At 52.7% G+C, this 19,705-nt stretch carries 22 protein-coding genes; 9 read left to right on the top strand and 13 right to left on the bottom strand.

Going from position 1 to position 19,705, the window contains the following annotated elements; all coding sequences use genetic code 11:
- Positions 1–8: 8 nt before the first annotated feature.
- The 5 genes from NFC81_RS11685 (at position 9) to NFC81_RS11665 (ending at position 4,846) form a co-directional block, all read left to right on the top strand.
- Complete coding sequence (locus NFC81_RS11685) at positions 9–1,538, top strand: efflux RND transporter permease subunit (RefSeq protein WP_304994662.1); 1,530 nt, start codon at positions 9–11, stop codon at positions 1,536–1,538.
- 258 nt (positions 1,539–1,796) lie between these two features.
- Positions 1,797–2,291, top strand: a complete 495-nt coding sequence (locus NFC81_RS11680) for an ATP-dependent zinc protease (RefSeq protein WP_304994661.1) — start codon at positions 1,797–1,799, stop codon at positions 2,289–2,291.
- Positions 2,288–3,193: a 30S ribosomal protein S6--L-glutamate ligase gene (gene rimK, locus NFC81_RS11675; RefSeq protein ID WP_304994660.1), complete on the top strand. Its 906-nt coding sequence runs from the start codon at positions 2,288–2,290 to the stop codon at positions 3,191–3,193. The genes NFC81_RS11680 and rimK overlap by 4 nt, the downstream gene beginning before the upstream one ends.
- Positions 3,194–4,270, top strand: coding sequence for a succinylglutamate desuccinylase/aspartoacylase family protein (locus NFC81_RS11670; protein ID WP_304994659.1), 1,077 nt, complete (start codon positions 3,194–3,196; stop codon positions 4,268–4,270).
- A gap of 96 nt (positions 4,271–4,366) precedes the next feature.
- Positions 4,367–4,846: a peptidylprolyl isomerase gene (locus NFC81_RS11665; RefSeq protein ID WP_304994658.1), complete on the top strand. Its 480-nt coding sequence runs from the start codon at positions 4,367–4,369 to the stop codon at positions 4,844–4,846.
- A 62-nt stretch (positions 4,847–4,908) separates the two neighbouring features.
- Here NFC81_RS11665 and NFC81_RS11660 read toward each other — a convergent pair whose 3' ends face one another.
- The 5 genes from NFC81_RS11660 to NFC81_RS11640 all read right to left on the bottom strand — a co-directional run bounded on the left by NFC81_RS11660 (position 4,909) and on the right by NFC81_RS11640 (position 7,626).
- A complete protein-coding gene (locus NFC81_RS11660; RefSeq protein WP_304994657.1) occupies positions 4,909–5,613 on the bottom strand; it encodes a hypothetical protein in 705 nt (234 codons plus the stop codon).
- Positions 5,614–5,671: 58 nt separating this feature from the next.
- Positions 5,672–6,079, bottom strand: coding sequence for a phosphoribosyl-AMP cyclohydrolase (gene hisI / locus NFC81_RS11655; RefSeq protein WP_304994656.1), 408 nt, complete (start codon positions 6,077–6,079; stop codon positions 5,672–5,674).
- A 19-nt stretch (positions 6,080–6,098) separates the two neighbouring features.
- Positions 6,099–6,407 (bottom strand): hypothetical protein, encoded by a 309-nt coding sequence (locus NFC81_RS11650; RefSeq protein ID WP_304994655.1) that lies wholly within the window; start codon positions 6,405–6,407, stop codon positions 6,099–6,101.
- A 50-nt stretch (positions 6,408–6,457) separates the two neighbouring features.
- Positions 6,458–7,024: a redoxin domain-containing protein gene (locus NFC81_RS11645; protein WP_304994654.1), complete on the bottom strand. Its 567-nt coding sequence runs from the start codon at positions 7,022–7,024 to the stop codon at positions 6,458–6,460.
- 77 nt (positions 7,025–7,101) lie between these two features.
- Positions 7,102–7,626 carry a hypothetical protein gene (locus NFC81_RS11640; RefSeq protein ID WP_304994653.1) on the bottom strand — a complete coding sequence of 175 codons (525 nt, stop codon included), beginning with the start codon at positions 7,624–7,626 and terminating at the stop codon, positions 7,102–7,104.
- 216 nt (positions 7,627–7,842) lie between these two features.
- Between NFC81_RS11640 and NFC81_RS11635 the strand changes: the two genes are divergently transcribed.
- Complete coding sequence (locus NFC81_RS11635) at positions 7,843–8,664, top strand: SDR family NAD(P)-dependent oxidoreductase (protein ID WP_304994652.1); 822 nt, start codon at positions 7,843–7,845, stop codon at positions 8,662–8,664.
- Between the two features lie 40 nt (positions 8,665–8,704).
- Here NFC81_RS11635 and mnhG read toward each other — a convergent pair whose 3' ends face one another.
- From mnhG to NFC81_RS11595, 8 genes are all read right to left on the bottom strand, one after another.
- Positions 8,705–9,115 carry a monovalent cation/H(+) antiporter subunit G gene (gene mnhG, locus NFC81_RS11630; RefSeq protein WP_304994651.1) on the bottom strand — a complete coding sequence of 137 codons (411 nt, stop codon included), beginning with the start codon at positions 9,113–9,115 and terminating at the stop codon, positions 8,705–8,707.
- Entirely contained in the window at positions 9,108–9,347 is a 240-nt protein-coding gene (locus NFC81_RS11625) for a monovalent cation/H+ antiporter complex subunit F (RefSeq protein ID WP_304996977.1), read from the bottom strand. Before NFC81_RS11625 ends, mnhG begins: the two co-directional genes overlap by 8 nt.
- 46 nt (positions 9,348–9,393) lie before the next feature.
- Positions 9,394–9,867 carry a Na+/H+ antiporter subunit E gene (locus NFC81_RS11620; protein ID WP_304994650.1) on the bottom strand — a complete coding sequence of 158 codons (474 nt, stop codon included), beginning with the start codon at positions 9,865–9,867 and terminating at the stop codon, positions 9,394–9,396.
- Positions 9,864–11,372, bottom strand: a complete 1,509-nt coding sequence (locus NFC81_RS11615) for a Na+/H+ antiporter subunit D (protein WP_304994649.1) — start codon at positions 11,370–11,372, stop codon at positions 9,864–9,866. Before NFC81_RS11615 ends, NFC81_RS11620 begins: the two co-directional genes overlap by 4 nt.
- On the bottom strand, positions 11,369–11,716 hold the full coding sequence (locus tag NFC81_RS11610) for a Na+/H+ antiporter subunit C (protein ID WP_304994648.1): 348 nt from the start codon (positions 11,714–11,716) through the stop codon (positions 11,369–11,371). Before NFC81_RS11610 ends, NFC81_RS11615 begins: the two co-directional genes overlap by 4 nt.
- Before the next feature lie 31 nt (positions 11,717–11,747).
- On the bottom strand, positions 11,748–12,194 hold the full coding sequence (locus NFC81_RS11605; RefSeq protein WP_304994647.1) for a Na+/H+ antiporter subunit B: 447 nt from the start codon (positions 12,192–12,194) through the stop codon (positions 11,748–11,750).
- Positions 12,191–14,491: a putative monovalent cation/H+ antiporter subunit A gene (locus NFC81_RS11600; RefSeq protein ID WP_304994646.1), complete on the bottom strand. Its 2,301-nt coding sequence runs from the start codon at positions 14,489–14,491 to the stop codon at positions 12,191–12,193. Before NFC81_RS11600 ends, NFC81_RS11605 begins: the two co-directional genes overlap by 4 nt.
- A gap of 244 nt (positions 14,492–14,735) precedes the next feature.
- Entirely contained in the window at positions 14,736–15,485 is a 750-nt protein-coding gene (locus NFC81_RS11595) for a ParA family protein (protein WP_304994645.1), read from the bottom strand.
- Positions 15,486–15,822: 337 nt separating this feature from the next.
- Between NFC81_RS11595 and doeB2 the strand changes: the two genes are divergently transcribed.
- The 3 genes from doeB2 (at position 15,823) to doeA (ending at position 19,705) form a co-directional block, all read left to right on the top strand.
- The gene (doeB2, locus tag NFC81_RS11590) at positions 15,823–16,995 is read left to right on the top strand and encodes a N(2)-acetyl-L-2,4-diaminobutanoate deacetylase DoeB2 (RefSeq protein WP_304994644.1); all 1,173 of its coding nucleotides are present in this window, start codon (positions 15,823–15,825) and stop codon (positions 16,993–16,995) included.
- 134 nt (positions 16,996–17,129) lie between these two features.
- Positions 17,130–18,404, top strand: coding sequence for an aspartate aminotransferase family protein (locus tag NFC81_RS11585; RefSeq protein WP_304994643.1), 1,275 nt, complete (start codon positions 17,130–17,132; stop codon positions 18,402–18,404).
- On the top strand, positions 18,404–19,705 hold the full coding sequence (gene doeA / locus NFC81_RS11580) for an ectoine hydrolase (RefSeq protein ID WP_304994642.1): 1,302 nt from the start codon (positions 18,404–18,406) through the stop codon (positions 19,703–19,705). The genes NFC81_RS11585 and doeA overlap by 1 nt, the downstream gene beginning before the upstream one ends.

Genomic DNA, 19,705 nt, shown 5'->3' with positions numbered 1-19,705 from the left:
TTTACCGTGTGCGCAGCAATGGCGTTGTTTATCCTGTCACTGGGTTTGGTTGGGGTGGCGTGGTGCCCTTCTCGATGGACCTAGAGGTTGAGGATGATCGGGTGCAGGCCGATGCTCGTTTTATTGAAGGCACCAGCCCTGAGGCTATCGAGGCCTTTGTGGGGGAGATGAAACGCAGCCTTGAAGCAACAGATGAACACTTCAGTGTCGAACACGGCGCGCCAGTGGTGCAAGACTTGTATTACGAGTATGACCTCGATGCACGCTACGTGTTTTTCATGGCGAGGCTGCCTTTACGTGATGACCGTGCGTTCTCCAATAGCGAATTTTTGGCCTATTGGGAAGCGGATGTCGCCCGTCCACAAACGTTGGAGCGTCTGCGCATCAACAGCGAAAGCGGTGGCGGTGCGTCATCCAGCCAGCTTAATTTGCGCTTGGTCGGCGACAACCCAGATAACCTGGTTGCCGCTACTCAAGTGCTGAAGCGGGCGTTAGAGCAACGTGGTGACTTGCGCAATATCGATGACAGCCTGCCAGACAGTAATCGCCAGCTGATTTTGACTTTGACTCCTCAGGCGCGCGCGCTGGGTGTTTCTGAGCAGGACCTCGCCAGTCAGGTGGCTATGGCGATGGACGGGGTGGTCGTACAGTCCTTTACTCAATTTGGGCAGCAGGTTGATTTGCGTCTTCGCTTAGACAGCGCTACCCGTCAACGGCTAGACGTTGTCGACTGGATGATGATTCGTTTGCCGGGTGGTCAGCAGTTACCTTTACGCGAACTGGCCTCGTTTCGTGAGCGTGAAGAGCTGAGTGCGATCTATCAGGTTAACGGCCAGCAATCAGTAACGGTAACAGCCGATCCCATCAGTGATGATATCAGTGCGCAAACTCTGCAGGCCGATATTCAGGCCAATATCATGCCGAACATACTGGCCCAATATGGGTTGTCGGCACGTTATGAGACGGGTCAAGATGCTGCTGATTTGTTGGATAATTTGGTGTTCGCTGGCTGGGTTGCGGCGGCATTAATTTACTTGATTCTCGCTTGGATGTTCCAATCTTACAGTTGGCCGATTGCGGTCATGCTGTCTATACCATTGGGCATGACGGGTGCAATAGCAGGCCATTGGATCATGGGTCTTGACCTCACTTTCTTATCCATTTTTGGGTTGTTTGGTCTGGCGGGAATCGTGATCAATGGCTCTATCGTACTGATTGTTCGATATCGTGAGATGCTGGTGGAAGGCTATGACCGCCACGAAGCCATCGTCGAAGCCTGTTGCCAGCGGTTCCGGCCCGTCGTCTTGACGACCATGACCACGGTAGCCGGTCTGGTACCCATCCTGTTTGAAAGTTCTGTACAGGCCCAGTTAGTGCGCAGCATGGCGACGTCGCTGGCGTTTGGTCTGGCTTATGGGTCGGTACTGGTCTTGATAGTGGTGCCTTGTTTTCTGATTATGTACAAAGTGCCGCATCACGGAGTCACCGATTGTATCGGTGGCTGTTGCGGCACCCCTCAGCCAACCACTGATGGTTAAGCCGGGCAGGGTGCTGCCCGGCTCTTTTCAGCGTTAAAGAAATTAATTGTCTTAGTGCAGGGTATCTGCTCTACTCCGCTTTTATTGTCGGTCGTTTTGGGCCGAATCTTTGTTAACCGGTTACTCCTCATCCATACTGTTCCCTGTGGTTCTTAGAATACGCCCATTGGTTGTGTCATTCTTGGACTCTGAGCGCCGTATATTGATAGGGTAGTTAGTGCTAATGAATATCGAAAAGTTTTCAGGAAAAGCAGATAGATGGTTGATAAACCAATGAAACAGGAATACGAACGCATGATGGTAGGCTGGAGGGAGTGGGTCAGTCTGCCGGACCTTGGCGTTGAGGCCTTAAAATGCAAGGTAGATACGGGCGCAAGAACGTCAGCATTGCATGCATTTTCTGTTGAGCCATTCATGCGCGGCGGCCAAGAATGGGTTCGATTTGGCGTGCACCCGCATCAGCATGATGTGGAGACAGAGATCTGGTGCGAAGCTCCGGTTATTGACCGTCGTGAAGTGACCGACTCCGGAGGCAACACCACAGAACGTTATTTTATAAAAACCGACGTCGTCGTCGGTGCAGCGCGTTACGCTATAGAACTTTCGCTGACCAGTCGGGATACCATGATGTTTCGTATGCTCTTAGGCCGTGAGGCGTTACGTGGACGCTTTTATGTCGATTCTGAATCATCCTATCTGCAAGTAATAGAACCACAATCCACGACGACCGCCACATTGGGAGCTTCTGAATGAAGATCGGTATTCTATCGCGTAACGCTAAACTTTACTCCACACGTCGCTTGGTTGAAGCAGCTGAGAAACGAGGGCACGAGGTACGCGTGATCGATGCGTTACGTTGCTATATGAATATCACGTCGCACAACCCGGAGATTCATTACAAGGGTGAGAAACTGGATGGTTTTGATGCGGTTATTCCGCGCATCGGGGCATCCATTACCTTCTACGGTACCGCCGTATTACGGCAGTTCGAAATGATGAGCGTCTACCCGCTGAATGAATCGGTCGCGATATCACGTTCACGTGACAAGCTGCGCAGTTTGCAGCTGTTGTCGCGCCGTGGGATTGGCTTGCCGGTCACCAGCTTTGCGCACTCCCCTGATGATATCGAAGATTTATTGAGTATTGTCGGCGGCGCTCCTGCGGTCATCAAGTTGTTGGAAGGCACCCAGGGTGTGGGTGTGGTGTTGGCTGAGACTAACCAAGCTGCAGAAAGTGTTATTCAAGCTTTTATGGGGCTGAAACAGCACATTTTGGTGCAAGAATTTATCAAAGAAGCCAAGGGTGCGGATATTCGTGCTTTTGTGGTGGGTGGTAAAGTCGTCGCAGCGATGAAACGGCAAGCGAAAGAAGGCGAGTTCCGCTCTAATCTGCACCGCGGCGGTACGGCTGCGCTGTGTCGTATTACACCAGAAGAGCGCGCGACGGCGATTCGTGCGGCTAAGGTAATGGGGTTGAACGTCTGTGGTGTCGATCTATTGCGCTCCAATCATGGTTCGGTCGTCATGGAAGTAAACTCGTCGCCCGGGCTAGAGGGCATTGAAAAAGCCTCTGGCAAAGACGTGGCCGACCTTATAATTGACTTCATCGAGAAGAATGCGAAGCCGAACCGCACGCAGACTAAGGGTAGCGGCTAGATGTCACAAGCAGTACCGGCACGCCACGGACGAAATCAAAGCATCACTGTCGGCGGGGTAGAGGTTCGCCCCGGCGAGCGTAAAACGATAGAAGTTGAAGGCGGTAAACTCTATACCCACACCCCTATTACACTGCCGATACAAGTGTTGTGTGGGCGCCAGAATGGGCCAATTTTGTTCATCAGTGCCGCTATTCACGGTGACGAAATCAATGGCGTTGAGATCATTCGCCGCCTATTGAAAGTGCCTGCTTTGAGGCGCCTTAAAGGAACCTTGTTGGCTGTACCCGTAGTGAATTTACACGGCTTTATTAACCACAGTCGTTATTTGCCAGACCGACGTGACCTTAATCGCAGTTTTCCAGGATCACACAAGGGGTCTCTGGCGGGGCGTTTAGCGCGCCTCTTTATGAACGAAATTGTGAGCCAATCAACGCACGGCATTGATCTGCATACCGGCGCAATCAATCGCTATAACCTGCCGCAAATTCGCGCCAATCTGGATGACCCTGAAACGCTGGAATTGGCCAAGGCGTTCGGGGCCCCAGTAATTCTTAACTCAGCACTGCGCGATGGCTCTTTGCGTGAAGCCGCTAATCAGCAAAAAATCCCCATTCTGTTGTATGAAGCCGGTGAGGCCTTGCGCTTCGACGAGTTGTCTATTCGTGGCGGAGTGGAAGGTATTATTCGTGTGATGCGGTCGCTGGGTATGCTGCCAGCATCGCGTAAAGCAGCACCGCCAGAACCTATGATGGCACGCTCCAGCGCGTGGGTGAGAGCGCCACAGAGCGGAATCTTCCGGGCATTCGTTAAAGAGGGGGCACGGGTCACCAGAGATCAAACGCTACTGGGTGTTGTGTCAGACCCGTTCGGCGAGTCAGAGGAAGAAATCTGGTCGCCTTTTAGTGGTATCGTGATAGGACAGCTCAAGTTGCCGTTGGTAAATGAGGGCGATGCTGTGTTCCATATCGCGCAGTTCTATCGCACGGACATTGCGGCCGACCGCGTTGAGAGCTATCAAGAGAGCCTAGAGTCCGATGATTATCCTTATGCCGACAACCCGCTCACGGATGTCTAAAGTGGCGCGTCATTTTATCCCTCTTATTCGATATGGTAGAATGGGCAATCAATAGCCATTTTTGGCGGAAATCCATATCCAAAATAGGATCATTTCATGATTGCACAAGACAAAGCCGTGGCCATTCAGTACTCGGTCAAAGACGAAACCGGTACACAAGTGGATTCCTCTGAGGGTCGCGGTCCTTTGTGGTATCTGCATGGCCATAGCAACATCATTCCTGGGTTGGAAAATGCGCTGGCTGGCCTGAAAGAAGGCGATACCTTTGCTGCAGAAATTGCCCCAGCGGACGCCTATGGCGACCACAATGATGCATTGGTTCAGCGTGTGCCGATCGCAGCTTTCCAAGGTGTAGAGAAAATTGAAGTTGGCATGGTGTTTAACGCGCAGACCGACGGTGGTCCTGTCCAGGTAGAGGTGACGGCCGTTGAAGAAGACGTCGTTGTAGTGGATGGTAACCATCCTCTGGCCGGTAAATCACTGTCTTTCTCTGGTTCTGTAGAAGTGGTACGTGATGCCACAGCAGAAGAACTTCAGCACGGCCATGTGCACGAAGGAGATAACGCAGATCACTAATACTTAGTGTGTAGCGCGCAATGCCCCGAGTCGGGCATTGCGGGCATTGCGCCTTGTTTTCATCAGTGCTTCGCGAGCTGTAAATCCGGATACTCGAAGGTCATTGTGATTTCGTTAGACGCATTGATCAGTGCATTGCGCAAATCCATGTCGTGATAATACGTTTGTCGCAACAGCCGACCATCTAACCAATAAAACTTTTCCAGCACGTCGAACTGACGAATACGAAACAACAGTTTGCTGAACTCCTCGGTGGCATTCATCTCGACGCGTTCAATATGGCTATTTCGCCGATTAAAGACTAACCGCCCGGTGAATTTATCGCCGTCGCTGTCCTCCCGTCCGTTTACCTGTAACCCTGGCTGGAAACGAAACACCAGTTGGTGCTCCTGCTCCTCAATCAGCTCCAGAGTGTCATATTGAATAGTTAAGCGAATGCGTTGCTCTTCTCGTTCGTCGGGCTGAGGCCGACGTCTGAACTCACGCAAAGAGTCGGCATCAGGTTCTCCACCATCCACTAGGATCAATTGCTCTTTAGTGCCTGGCTCACGATTGGGGTCGAAGTCGGTTACCTGCTCTACCGTCTCCTTACCTGGCCGTACAATGGTTGCCAGTGTTTGATAACGATAGCGTAGCATGTTGTCGTCTACAGCTTCGTATTGCTCGGCCACCAATAACCTTACCTCGTCAATTTGCCAAGCAGTGGCATTAGAGGCGGCACCCAGTAAAAGGCAGAAGGCGATGCTCACGCAGGTTGGCCAGCGCATCCAGTATAATCTCCAGATAAAGTGTGGTTAAAAATACGGATAGTTGGCCAGTCTAGATCTACTGTTGAGGCTCTGTGACGATCTTACCGGCATGGTCAGATAGGGCGATGTAAAAACAGCCGGGCCGATTAGTGTGGCAGGCTGGGCCAGACTGTTCGACTTTTAATAGTATTGCGTCGCCATCACAGTCAAGAAAGGCCGCGCGCAGACGCTGGCGATGGCCGGAACTTTCACCCTTGCGCCAATACGCTTGCCGAGAACGACTCCAGTAACAAACCTGCAAGGTGTCTAGCGTCTCAAGCAAGGATTGCTCGTTCATCCAGGCTAACATTAATACTTCGCCGGTGTCAGCTTGCTGAGCAATAGCAGGGATGAGCCCAGCCTCATTCCATTTGACCTTTGCCAACAGTTCGTCCAACGGGACTTCGGTGTGCAAAGGTTGTTTCTCGAGTGTCTTGAAGTCCATGGTGCCTGTTTGTGCCGTGTTATTGAGTAGAAATCTGAAAATCCTCGATCCACGCATTCAGGTTGCGTTCGCTCCAGGCGAGGATGTCGTCAGCGTTTTTTCTGGCGGCACCCGCATCATTGTTTAGGATCACGATAGTACAGTGTGCACGCTCGGTATCAAGCCCTGCGGACGTTTCGTTAATGGCAATGTGAGGTAATTTTCCCCAATGCCGCAATAGAGGGGCTAAGCGTTGGGTGCGCTCTGTTGTCGTCTGGCTTCCATCTAAGCGTAGCCGGAACTCCACGATCAGCAGTGCACTGGTGTTAGGGTGTTGAGTCGGTGTCATAGTAAAAAATAGAGTTACCTATGCGTTGTGATGATGTTCCTGCAGGGCTGTTAGACGCTCAATGCGGCTTCGACAGAGGTTCCGCTAATAAATGCCTGTATGGCCTTTAATGGTATATGGTCGCTGGTATCACGGCCATACCAAGTTGCCACAATCTCACCCTTCTCGTTCAGTAAGAAATCAGCCGGTACAATTTTCTTGTGTGGATTATTTTTAAGGCTGAAATAGCCGCCAGTGCGTAACCCACGAAATATTTCCGGCAGGTTGAACAGAAATGCACGTAGCATGGCGCTGGCAGAATGCTCTACGCCGTACTCTTCATACAGAGTTAGATCAGGGTCGCTCAGCATATGGAAGGGCCGAGGATGGCGTGCAACATGCTTACGGACATCTTCGGCGGGTGAAGTGAACACAGTTACCACTTCCAGACCCGCTTTCTGCCAGCTTTTATACTGGTGCGTCATTTCATAAATACGAAAGTTGCAGAAAGGACAAGCGGCTTCGCGAAAGAACGACAACATGACGCGTTTGCCGCGTAAATCGGACAATTTAAAGGGTTTGCCGAAAATATCTTGGGTGACTATGTCGGTCGCAAGGGTAGGGGCTTGAAGGCGCAAAGGAAAAAATCTCCGTGAATTAGAAAAGGCGTACTCTAGTTACAGAAATACGAGCTAATTGGACTGCTCATATTGGTTCAAAGTGTGATGAAGATCACCATCAGCAGCAGTAAAGTCAAAGTAAGCAGGCTGGGCAGGACAAATTGGGGCGTGCTTAGGGTATGGGCAAGCTGTGCTTGTTCATGATGAATGGGGGGAGCTAAGGGTGCTGTCAGTGCGTCTATGTCGATGGCTGCCGGGTCCTGTGGCGGTTCGGCGTAGCATTCCCAAGGAAAGCGAGGGTGATCAGACGGTAAGGTGCGAATAGGATCGCTGTGGTAGAGCGCAACATAAATATCTCTGGCGCGGCTGAACAGCGTGCCTAGCGTGTCTCGGCGAACGGTGCGGATACCTGCATCATTGGCGAGGCGTAAGCTCTCGTCGTGCAGTTGGATTAAGAACTCTGCCGGCGTGTGCTCTCGATTGTGCACGACCAACTCCGCAAACTCGCGGCAAGCTTCAGACGCCTCTATACGATGTTCATCACCGTAGTAGTCCAGCCATTGTAGTTTTTGGTGCAGCATTCTATGCAGTAACACCTGATAGTGGGTCAGGTTCTTCACAAAAGTACCCATTGTTATTTTTATTGTTAGGTAGGCATTGGTCCGGATGCCTTAATACCATGACTATAGCAGAGCGTACGCAGCATAAAAGGAAAGGTTTCACAGGATCGATAAAATTATCATCAGTGCAGCAGATAACTCCTTTGCATGGTTTGGCTTTTCCAGTCGTTTGATACTTATGTTAAGGTTGCCTAGTCATTCATAAGGTATAAGTAGATGACCATCGTAGCAGGCTCAAAGGTTCTGATTACTGGTGCAACCAGTGGTATTGGTGCGGCTTATGCGCGAGCGCTTGCCTCGCGAGGCTGTGCGCTCTGGTTGACTGGGCGACGCATGAGCGTATTGGAAGCCTTTGCTGACGAGTTAAGGCGTGACCACGGTGTCGATGTTGAGTGTGAGTTTGTCGATTTAGCAGATGAGGCGCAGCTCGACAACTTAGTGCAACGTGCTGGGGCTGACGGTCAACTGGCGGGTTTGATCAACAATGCAGGGTACGCTGATGATGGTATTTTTCATTTGATGACGCCGCAACAGCATCGCGCGCAGATGCGGGTGCATATCGACGCAACGGTGATGCTGACACAAGCTGTTTTGCCAGCTTTGGAACGTACACAGGGTTTTTTGATCAATGTGGCTTCGTTGGCCTCTTGGATGCCAACACCGGGTAGTCCGCTGTATGGGCCGACCAAGGGGTTTGTGCGCTTATTCACTGAAACCATGGCCTTAACTTACCATGGTACTAACATCTCATTTCAAGCGCTTTGTCCAGGCTTTGTGATTACGGATTTTCACAGTCGTATGGGGATTGATCCGGACACTTTTTACCATCGTCGAGGCCCAGCAAAGGCGTTTCCTGCCGCATGGGTAGTTGATCGATCATTACGTGACCTAGGCCGTCAGAGAGTCATTTGCTCTCCGGGCTTACATTACCGGTTTCTCAGTTGGCTTATTCGCTACACGCCGCGGCCGCTGCTATACCGCATGTTACGCTTGGGGATGAAAAGTCGTTATGGTGAGGAGGGTAGCACAGCGCCTTAGATAGAAAAGGGTCTTCGCCTGAAGACCCCAAGGGCAAAACCTACTGTTTGTCAGTATCCTGCTTTTGCCGTTCTTCCTGTTGTTTGTCGATGTCCTCGAACCCGCTGCGCAGGTAATGCGTTTTCGGGTCATAACTTTCTTTCAATATGTCCTTCACTGTACGATCCCATAGAGGGACACCAACAAAGTACGCAGCGCGCCCGATAACATGGGCTGCAACCGGTGCCGTGAGCATAATAAACCCGATAATTGCCATGGCGCGGAATGTTATCGGCGCATCAGCAAAATAGAAAGCGACGCCAATCATTACAACACTGGTACCCAGAGCGCCGGACTTGGTGGTTGCGTGCATCCGTGTTGGAAGGTCAGGCAGGCGCAGCGCACCAATGGCCGCGAGCAACATTAAGGCTGATCCGAGTAGGACCAGACCGCTTATCAACCATTCAATCATCACGTGGACCTCCGCGCTCCAAGAAGCGAGCAAAACCTATAGCCGCTAGAAAGGCGGTTAAAGCCATAACGATGGCGATATCGAGAAAGCTGGATACGCCGGTATCAATCGCATGCACACCGATGATGGCTACCACTATGGTAGCAATCAATTCCAGTGCAACCACTCGATCCGGCAAGGAAGGCCCTTTGGTGAGGCGCAGAAACGCCAGTAGAAGGCCGAGGGTAAGCATCAGGTAGCAGATGTTGATAATGATGGGGTTGATCACAGAGTTCTCCTCAACGCATTATCTCTAGAATGCGCCGTTCTAAGTCATGTAATTCTTCGCGCAATGCTTTTTCGTCCTGCAAGAACATGGCGTGGATGAAGAGTACGCGGCGATCATTCGATACGTCCAAGCTCAGGGTGCCGGGCGTCAGTGAAATAAAGTTGGCGACCATCGCAATCTCCAAATCCGTTTTTGCCTCTAAAGGCATCGCGATCACCCCAGGTTGCATGTACAAAGGAGGTGTCAGCACATCAAATGCCACCTTAAAGTTCGCCATGATGAGTTCCTTGGCGAAAAAGAAGAAAAACATTATGGTGCGAGGAATCCGCTGTGCGTAGCCCTTTAGAATGGGCAGCTGGTTTTGCATAAGCGCCAAGCCAGCGTAGGCCAGCGTGAAGCCAAACAGCAAGTTGATGCCATTAAAGTTGCCCGACAGCGTAACCCACGCCAGTGCCAACATGACATTCCAGAAAAACCCAATCATGGACGTTCTCCTAGTACGGCTTCAATATACAAGTGAGGATTCAGAAGTTGCTCTGCGGCATCGCCTGCCAACTCGAATGCGGGCTGCGCGAAAACACCCAACAATACGGTCATAGCGGCCAGGGCTACAACCGGTAAGAGCATTATCCACAGCTGCTTATCTTCTACCTTGCCTTCCAGGCGAGCTGTATCGACACCTTCCGGCGCGGCTTTCCAAAAAACTTCGGCCCAAATCTTCATCATGGAGTAGAGCGTCATAAAGCCCACGGCCAGAGCAGCGACAGTAGCGCCCCAGGCACTGATCTCGATACCTGACTTGACCAATAAAAACTTGGCGAAGAAACCCGACAGCGGCGGCAAGCCCGCTAAGCCTAAGGCGGAAATCAAAAAGAGAATGGACAGGCCAGGTCGCTCTTTGTAAACACCACCCAGCTTTTTCAGATCGTAGCTGCCCAGTAGCCGATAGGTGATACCGCTGATAAGGAACAGATTCGTCTTGGCGACGATGTTATGCACCGTGTAGTAAATACCCGCCAAGATAGCCAGTGGCGTATAAAGCGCAACGCCGAGCAGGATATACCCAATCTGACTGACAATGTGAAACGACAGAATACGGCGAAACTCAAACTGTGCGGCGGCACCCAATACGCCCGTAATCATGGTGAGCACCGCTACCCAAACCAATATTGTGTGGGTGTAATCGGTATCGCCGATGAAGATGAGAGTGAAAATTCGATAGATGGCATAGGCGCCGACCTTAGTCAGCAGGCCAGCAAATAAAGCAGTGACCGCCAACTGTGGGGTGTGGTAAGAGGCTGGCAGCCAGAAAAACAGCGGAAACGCTGCAGCCTTGATGCCGAAGGACACCAAGAACAGCATTGCCAACACATTCACCATGCCGGAATGTTCCACTTGGCTGAGTTTCCACGCAATGTCGGCCATATTGAGGGTGCCGACAGTGCCGTACAGTAAGCCTATCGCCGACAGAAACAGGGCCGATGAGAACAGGTTTAATGTGACGTACTTAATTGAACCTTCCATCTGGGCGCGCTCACCCCCCAGAGTCATCAAGGCGAACGATGCCAACAACATGACCTCAAACCAGACGAAAAGGTTGAAAATATCGCCGGTCAAAAATGAGCCAGCAACCCCTGCTAGCAACAAATGGAATAGAGGGTAGTAGCCAAATTTCTCATGCCCTCTGGGAATGCTCGGCAACGAATACACCGCCAAAACGAGGGCAATCACACCCGTGATCACAGCCATCGTCGCGCTCAATAAATCGGCCACCAAGGTGATGCCAAAGGGCGCAGCCCAACCCCCGAGTTGCATTACCACAAAACCAGCCTCGCGGGTTGAGTGGAATAGCCACAGGGTGCTCAGCAGCAACGCAAAACTACCCACCACGGAAATCCATCGCTGGATACGAATGGAGCGTCCGAATAAGATCGAGAAGGCACCGCTGAGAAGCGGAATCAGAATAGGTAATGCGACTTCCGGATTCAAGTGTCAGTATCCTTCATCTGGTCAAGGTCATCATTGCCCACAACTTCAAAGGCACGGTGAATGAGTACAACAGCAAAAGCTAACACTCCCAAGGCGATTACAATTGCCGTCAGCACTAAGGCCTGCGGTAAAGGGTCTGCGATGGGGCCGTCAGGCATTTGTGTGCCTTGCATGATCAGCGGCGGCGCACCGCGCGTGAGCCCGGCGACGGTGAATATCAGTAAATTAGCGGCGTTACTCAGTATCATTAAGCCAATAACCAGCTTAACGATAGAGCGTCGCAGCATCATGTACACTGCCGACGCGAAGAGTAAGCCGATTACAAAAGCCATTAAGACTTCCATTGCGCACCTCTCCTAGCTCTAGAGTCTGTCATTATTCTTCAGCCTCTGTGAGTGATACGACGATGGTGAGAATAGTCCCCACAACGCCAAGGTAGACACCGATGTCAAAGATTAGAACGGTTGACAGTTTTACTTCCGATTCACCCAGCATGAACTCCCACCAAAGAGCAGTCATAAATTCGCCATTGACGAAAAAGCCGGGCAGTGTGGAAGCCAAACACATCACCAAGCCCAGTCCCAATAGATCCTGCGGTTTAATGCGCATCAGCTTTCGCGTCGCAGAAACACCGTTGGCAAACAGGTATAGTACGATGGCGCCAGACGCCACCAAACCGGCTATGAAGCCACCACCTGGCTCATCGTGACCACGCAGCAGGAGAAATACCGAGAATAGAAACTGCAGCGGTAAAAGGAAAGTGGCCGCAGTGTGCAGTACGACCGTATTGGACTTTATGGTCTGGGGCTTTTTGTCGGTCATGCCTTATCCTCTGCGCGCAGCTTCAGCATGGAGTAAACACCCAGAGCCGCTATGGCGAGTACGAAAACTTCACCCATGGTGTCGAGTGCGCGGAAATCCACCAAGATCACATTCACTATGTTTCGCCCTTTGGCTTCCGGGTAACTGGCTTGCACAAAGTAGCTGGAAATCGGCTCGAAATACTGGATGTCGATGGCTGCCAATACCACTAAGGTCATCAACACGCCCATGGATACGGCGACAATGCCGTCACGCCAGACTTCGAAACGGGTGGAGTAGCGCGCGAAGCCGGGCAGTTTAAAGAGCACTAATACCAACAATATAACGGTCAGGGTTTCCACCAATACCTGTGTAATACCCAAGTCGGGCGCGCTGAACAGAATGAAAATCAGGGCAACGGTAAAGCCCAAAACACCCATACAGGCTACGGCGGCTAGGCGACTGCGCGTCAGCACGGCAAAGGACACCGCCATTACCATTAACAGCGCAATGGCCCACTCGTAGAAATTGATGCCGCGGCCAAGTGCCGGGAAGCGCCAAGTATGTTGACTTAATAGGGTATAGCCCACGAGGAAGACCGTCGTCATAACGAGGACAATCATGTAGTTGCCCATTTTACCGTTTTGCAAGACGCGCGTTTGCCAAGCTGAGAAACCGGTGATGGCATCCATAAACTTAAAGTATCCAACTTCCGGCCCAACACTCGACAACTTTTCGTTGAGGCGCATCACGCCCTCACGGTTGCGTTGCCACAGTACGAATAGACCAATGCCACCCAGCAAACTGAGCGCGGACAGCGCCAGAGGCAGATTGAAACCATGCCACAGTGCCAAGGTATAGGTAATGGGTTCAGGGCTCACTGACTGCACAGCCGCCATCACCAGCAAATCACTGGCTACGAAGGGCAGTAAACCAAACAGTAGAGATACCGAGGTTAAGGCAATCGGACCTGCCAGCATACCTGGAGGCGCTTCATGTGGTTGTTTTGGTGTTTCTTGCAGCGGTCCATAAAACGGTTTGATGGCGATAACCAGTGCAATGGCCGTCACCATCATCGCGGATACTACCGCCAGGCCGAGCAACAGCACACCATAGAGTTCAGCCGACAGCACAGCCTCAAACATCAGCTCTTTACCAACAAAGCCAAACAGCGGCGGCAAGCCTGCTAACGACAGAGCGGCGAGCGCCGCTACAATGGCGGTGACGGGCATCTTCTGCCTTAAACCACCCATCTTGGTAAGATCCTTGGTGCCCGTTTCGTGATCCAGAATACCGGCGATCATAAACAGTGCGCCTTTATACAACGAGTGGCCGAGTAAGAACGCGGCAAAAGCAATCATCGCGTAGCGAGTACCAATGCCGATTAGCATGGTTAGGGTACCCAGTGCCATTACGGTGGAGTAGGCCAGTACTTTCTTGATGCCGGTAGCGCCATACGCGAGGTAAGCACCCACAAACATGGTCATGCCGCCAAATAAGCACAGCATAGTAGTCCAGAGAATATGCTCTCCCAACGCCGGATTGAGTCGCGCCATCAAGTAAATGCCGGCCTTGACCATGGTGGCAGAATGCAGATACGCCGACACCGGTGTGGGTGCAGCCATGGCATTAGGTAACCAAAAGTGGAGAGGGAACTGTGCTGACTTTGTGAAGGTACCGCCCAGAATACACAGAATCATGCCGACCGTCAGCGTGCTGGTCAGCAATGCATCTCCATTGTTCAGCACCTCGGAAATTTGATACGTCCCCGCCAGTGTGCCCATCATGATGAGCCCGGCCATCAGTGCAAGACCACCGCCGACGGTAACGAACAGACCCTGCAGCGCAGACTTTCGTGCCGTCGCGTCTTCGTGGTTAAAACCAATCAGCATATACGAGGTAATGCTGGTCAATTCCCAGAAAACGAACAGGCTGATGAGGTTATCGGACAGCACTACGCCCAGCATGGAAGCCATAAATGACAGCATGATAACGTAGAAGCGGCCGAGGTCTTTGTGACCGTGCAGGTAGCTGCCAGCATAAATAAGAATGAAGGTGCCAATGAAGCTGATGAGCAACGCAAACATCAACGAAAGACCGTCGAGCATAAAGCTCAGGTTAAGGTCGATGCCGGGAAACCAGGCCCACTCTTGGAAAATCACTGTGCCGCTGCTGACGGCGGGTATGTAACTCGCAAAGTAGAGTGTTAAGCCGGCCGGTAAAAGGGCGAGTACCCAACCTATGCGGTCTTTGGCAATGCCTTTAATAGAAGGCGCCAAGGCGGCAAGAAAAAAGCCTGAAAGGACGGCAAATAGCATGTTTTCTGGCAACTCCATTCTATGATCGCAATTGGTCTGATCGCACAAGATCCCGTGCGTTCTGCGCGTTAGCGGCACCTAAGGGCGCCCCTCGATCAGCGATGATTAGGCCGAGCTAGAAAGAGAATAGCGGAGGAAAAAGGCCCGCGCAAGAGAATGCGGGTCAGTAGAACTTGCTGGTAGCACGTAAAAACACAGCTGTTTTCAATCATTTAGCGCGCTTCAGCATAATGTAAGAAAAACTTTATATAACAGGAATACGGGCTTCTGTTAAGACCAAGCGCCAAAGTGCTTCATAGGCCCGGGCAGGTGCACGCTTGCCGCCGAATGTACCCAAGGGTGCGCGCTCTAAACCCATACGCTCAATTTCCGCGCTGAAGGGAATTTGGGCTTGCAGCGTTGCAGGGTATTGGGCACTGAAGGCATGCATGACCTCTCGATGCAGTCGCTTGCGGGCTTCGACCATGCTGAAGAACGGCAGGAGCTTGCTGTCTTTAACACCCAGTTCCGTCAGTCGAGCGTTGAGTTGGGCAAACGTGCGTTCGGACAACGTTGTTGGTTGGACGGGCACTAGGATACGGTGTGCGGCTCGAAAAATTTGCGCCGATAAGTGATTCACCGTAGGCGGGCAGTCTACGACGATGAGTTGATATTTCTTCTTGAGCGAGCGAATCAGCTGTCGCAGCAGGTTGCTGTCGAGCGCAGCGAGTTCGATGTCTAGGTCGCGAAAGGAGTCGTGGGCGGCCACTAGATCAAGCCATTCATAATCGGTCGAGAGAACGTGACGTTGTAAGTCGGTCTTGCCAGTCAGCCACTGTTTGGATTGTAAGGAACCCTTGTTGTCGTGGCGAAGATAGAAAGAACTCGCGCCTTGTGGATCCAGATCAAGGAGCAAGGTGCTGATGCCCGCACGATGCGCCAGCCACGCTAAATTTACTGCTGTAGTGGTCTTACCCACGCCGCCTTTAATGCTGTAACTGGCAACGACTTTCACCGACACCCTCCTCTTTTTGCCTAACCTAACACACCGCCGAACGCAGAATATGACGCTGCGATGAAGTATTTATGACAGCGGTGTTCGGCCTGTTTCGTCAAGATGACGCTTTTTACTTCGGTAAAGGCCCCGTAAGTCTGGACATAAATTCAGCAAGCCCTTGATTCCTCTGCTACGTTTAAGTAAGTGATAAAAATCGAATGTTGTACCGATACACCTAACCAATCAGTCAACAGCAGCCACTCTATGTGGGCCGCTGGTTTTTGCGTTTTTGCCGATTAGCGGCATCTCGGAGATCAAGTTGCAGGCAATCTGCAGCACAAGGGGGAAGGCCTTAGTGACAGTACAGTGGGATCAGCTCATCAGTGATGCAGTAACGTTTCGTCATACCTTGCATCAGAACCCGGAGCTCAGCTGGCAGGAGCGGGAGACCGCAACCAGAATTCGCGATGAACTTACACGTTTGGGTATCGAATGGCGCGTCTGCGCTGATACCGGTACCCTTGGCTGGCTGGCGCGTGACAAGCCCGGTCGGCATATTGCGTTGCGCGCCGACATTGATGCCTTACCCATCCAAGAACGCACCGGTAAAGCCTGGTCGTCGCAGTCTGCTGGCTGTATGCACGCCTGTGGTCACGATGGTCATGCTGCTACTCTAATGGCTACGGCACAATGGCTGAAAGCCCATGAAGACCAACTGTCCGGCCCTGTTACCTTGGTGTTTCAGCCCGCCGAGGAAGGTGGGCATGGTGCCAAGCGCATGATCGAAGACGGTGCCTTGGCAGGTGTCGATGAAATCTATGGCTGGCACAATTGGCCGGCCATTCCACTCGGACAAGCCGTGTGCCCTGACGGCACGGTGATGGCGGGTAATGGCACTTTCGAAATAGAAGTACAGGGGCAGGGGGGGCATGCCAGCCAGCCAGAGGTGTGCCGTGACCCGGTGTTGGGCGCTGCTGCCATTGTCGTCGCCTTGCAGCAAATTGTGGCGCGTCGTTTGCCGCCGCAGGACGCCACAGTGCTCAGTGTGACCTCCATCGAAGCCCCCAGTGCTGCCACTGTCATTCCTGATGCAGCGCGTATTGGCGGAAGCTTTCGCATTGCGCAAACACATACTCGCGAACGCCTAGAACAACAGATACAGGACATTGCCACGGCCACTGCCGCGGCCTATGACTTGACGTGCAACGTAACGGTGTACCCGCGCTACGGCGCAACGGTCAATCATCCGACGCAAGCTGAGCGCTTTCGTAGCGCGGTGCAGGAGGAACTGGGTGAACACGGGCTCAGTCAAACAACGCCCATTCCGATCATGGCGTCGGAAGACTTCAGTTACTACTTGCAGGAAATTCCCGGGGCCTTTGCTCTGATCGGTGCCGATGATGGCCTGCATGAGCATCAGCGCCCGTGCCATAGCCCGGAATACGACTTCAATGACGCGCTCATCGCACAGGTGACACGCCTTTACTCTCGCTTGGTGGGTGCTCCCCTGCCCAGCGGATCGAACTGATCACTCTGTGTTTCAGTATCGCCAAACCGACTGATGTTGTGTCAGTCGTCAATAATTCGGCCGCGCCGCATTGTCGCTGCGTTGAGCCGTCATAAGGGTGGTTCACCACCTGTCAATGTCGAGGAGGGACTTCAATGAAAGTCTTTGAACAGTTGGAATCAGAAATTCGTGGCTACTGCCGTTTGTACCCCACGGTGTTTAAGTCAGCGTCGAACGCCCGACAAGTCGATGAGGCGGGAAAAAGCTACATCGACTTCTTTGCGGGGGCGGGCGTGCTGAATTTTGGTCACAACAACCCGTTGATGAAGAAGGCGATTATCGAATTCATCGAAGCGGACGGTGTTGCCCACAGTTTGGACACTTACACCACGGCGAAGCGCGACTTCCTCGAAGCCTTCCATAAAACAGTGCTGCAACCGCGCGGGATGAACCATAAAATGCAGTTCATGGGCCCCACCGGCACCAATGCGGTAGAAACCGCGCTGAAGCTGGCGCGCAAAGTCACCGGACGTCGCACCGTTGTCGCCTTCACGCATGGCTTTCACGGCATGACGTTGGGTGCCTTGGCAGCCACCACTAACAGCTATTTCCGTAACGCCGCGGGCGTGCCGCTGGAATACGTGCGTCATGAGCCTTTCGGTTGTGAGAAACTCTGCCAAGGCTGTACCCAAGGCTGTGGCATTGCGGCGGTCGACCGTCTGCGTGCTTTGTACGCCGATTCATCCAGTGGTCTGGAACCACCTGCGGCATTCTTGGTTGAGCCTATTCAGGCCGAAGGCGGGGTTAATGTCGCCAGCAAAGAATGGTTGTTGGCTATCCAAACTTTGGCACACGACCTGGGCGCTCTGTTGATTCTCGATGACATTCAAGCCGGTTGCGGTCGCACCGGGCAATATTTCAGCTTCGACGGCATGGGCCTCGATCCGGACATCGTCACGCTCGCCAAAGGCATCGGTGGTTTTGGTACGCCGCTAGCAATGAATTTGGTGAAGCCCGAGCACGACAAACATTGGTCGCCCGGCGAGCACACGGGAACGTTCCGTGGGCAAGGGCTGTCGTTCGTTGCCGGCAAAGTGGGCCTGTCGTATTTCGACAACGACGACCTGATGAAAGACGTCAAACGCAAAGGCGCGCAAATGCAAGAGCATCTCGACGGCCTGGCTGAGCGCTATGGCAAGGGCGCGTTTCAGGTGCGGGGTAAAGGCATGATGCAGGCATTGGATTTGGGTGACGGTGCCTTGGCGAAAAAAGTCGCCGCGCAATGTTTCGAGCGCGGCTTGTTGCTCGGTGCCTGCGGCACTGGCGGCAAGGTGATCAAAATGATTCCCCCGCTGACCATTCCCGATGCCGATCTTTTGGAAGGACTGTCTTTGTTCACAGACGCGCTGCACAGCGCTTTGGAGGCCTGATGCTCGAACGCGATGATATGACCTTTCCGTTCGCGGAATACAAAAGACGGATCGACGGCCTGCGTGAACGCATGGCCAAGCGCCTGCTGGATGCGGTGGTGATCACCGACCCCGAAAACCTGATGTATTTGACGGACTACCAAACCACCGGGTATTCGTTCTTTCAGGCCTTAGTGGTGCCGTTGGAAGGCGAACCCTTCATGATCACCCGTAAGCTGGAAGAGTCCAACGTCCATGCCCGGACGTGGGTGGAATTGACACGCCCGTATCCAGATACCGGTGATGCCATTCAAATGTTGGTGCAGTCGCTGCGTGAATTTGGCCTGAACGGCAAACACGTCGGGTATGAGCGTAACAGCTACTTCTTCCCGGCCTACCATCAGGATGCGATTCACACCACCTTTACCGACGGTCGCCTGCTCGACTGCTTCGGTATTGTGGAGCAAGGGCGCATCACCAAGTCGGCGGTCGAAATCGACATCATGCAAAAGGCTGCGCGCGCCACCGAAGCGGGCATGAAAGCGGGCTTTGAAGCCACGGTGGCGGGTGCGACAGAGAACGATATCGGTGCGGCGATCAGCGCCGGTATGTTCCGTGCCGGTGGTGAACCGCCTGCCGTTATGCCCTATGTCACCAGTGGGCCACGCACCATGATCGGCCACGCCACCTGGGAAGGCCGCATTGTGCAGCCCGGCGAGCATGTGTTTCTGGAAGTCGGTGGGTGTTATCGGCGTTATCATACTGCCATGATGCGCACCGTCATTCTCGGTGACATGACCGACACCTTCTACAAAGCGCAAGAAAAGATGAAGACGGCCTTGACGCAGTTAAAGACCATTATGCGGCCCGGCTTGACCGTATCGGACGCCGACAACTTGGTCCGTGCCATCATTACAGAGAACGACATCGGTGGCAGTTTGATTACCCGCTCGGGTTATTCCATCGGCATTGCCTTTCCGCCGAGTTGGGACGAGGGTTACATCGTCAGCCTGAAGCAGGGTGATTCCACCGTGTTGGAAGAAGGCATGACCTTTCACATCATACCTTGGATGTGGGGTGTGGAGGGCGATAAAACCATGGGGATATCCGACACCCTGTACGTCACAGCGGATGGCTGCAAATCGTTTTTCACCCTAGATGAAGACTTTGTCGTCAAGCCTGAGTTCAGCGTAAAGCGCGCGGCTAAGACGGAAAAGAAGACCACCGCAGCCGAGCATAAAGGGCCTGAATTGAGGGTGGCCAGTGATATCGCCAGCGGTGATGCTCAGCCCACCAAACAGGTACAAAAAGGAGGTAAGTGA

This window comes from Salinispirillum sp. LH 10-3-1 (assembly GCF_030643825.1).
GTDB lineage: Bacteria > Pseudomonadota > Gammaproteobacteria > Pseudomonadales > Natronospirillaceae > Salinispirillum.
Note: the sequence above shows the minus strand (reverse complement) of the source record. Positions and strands in the feature narration are given on the sequence as shown.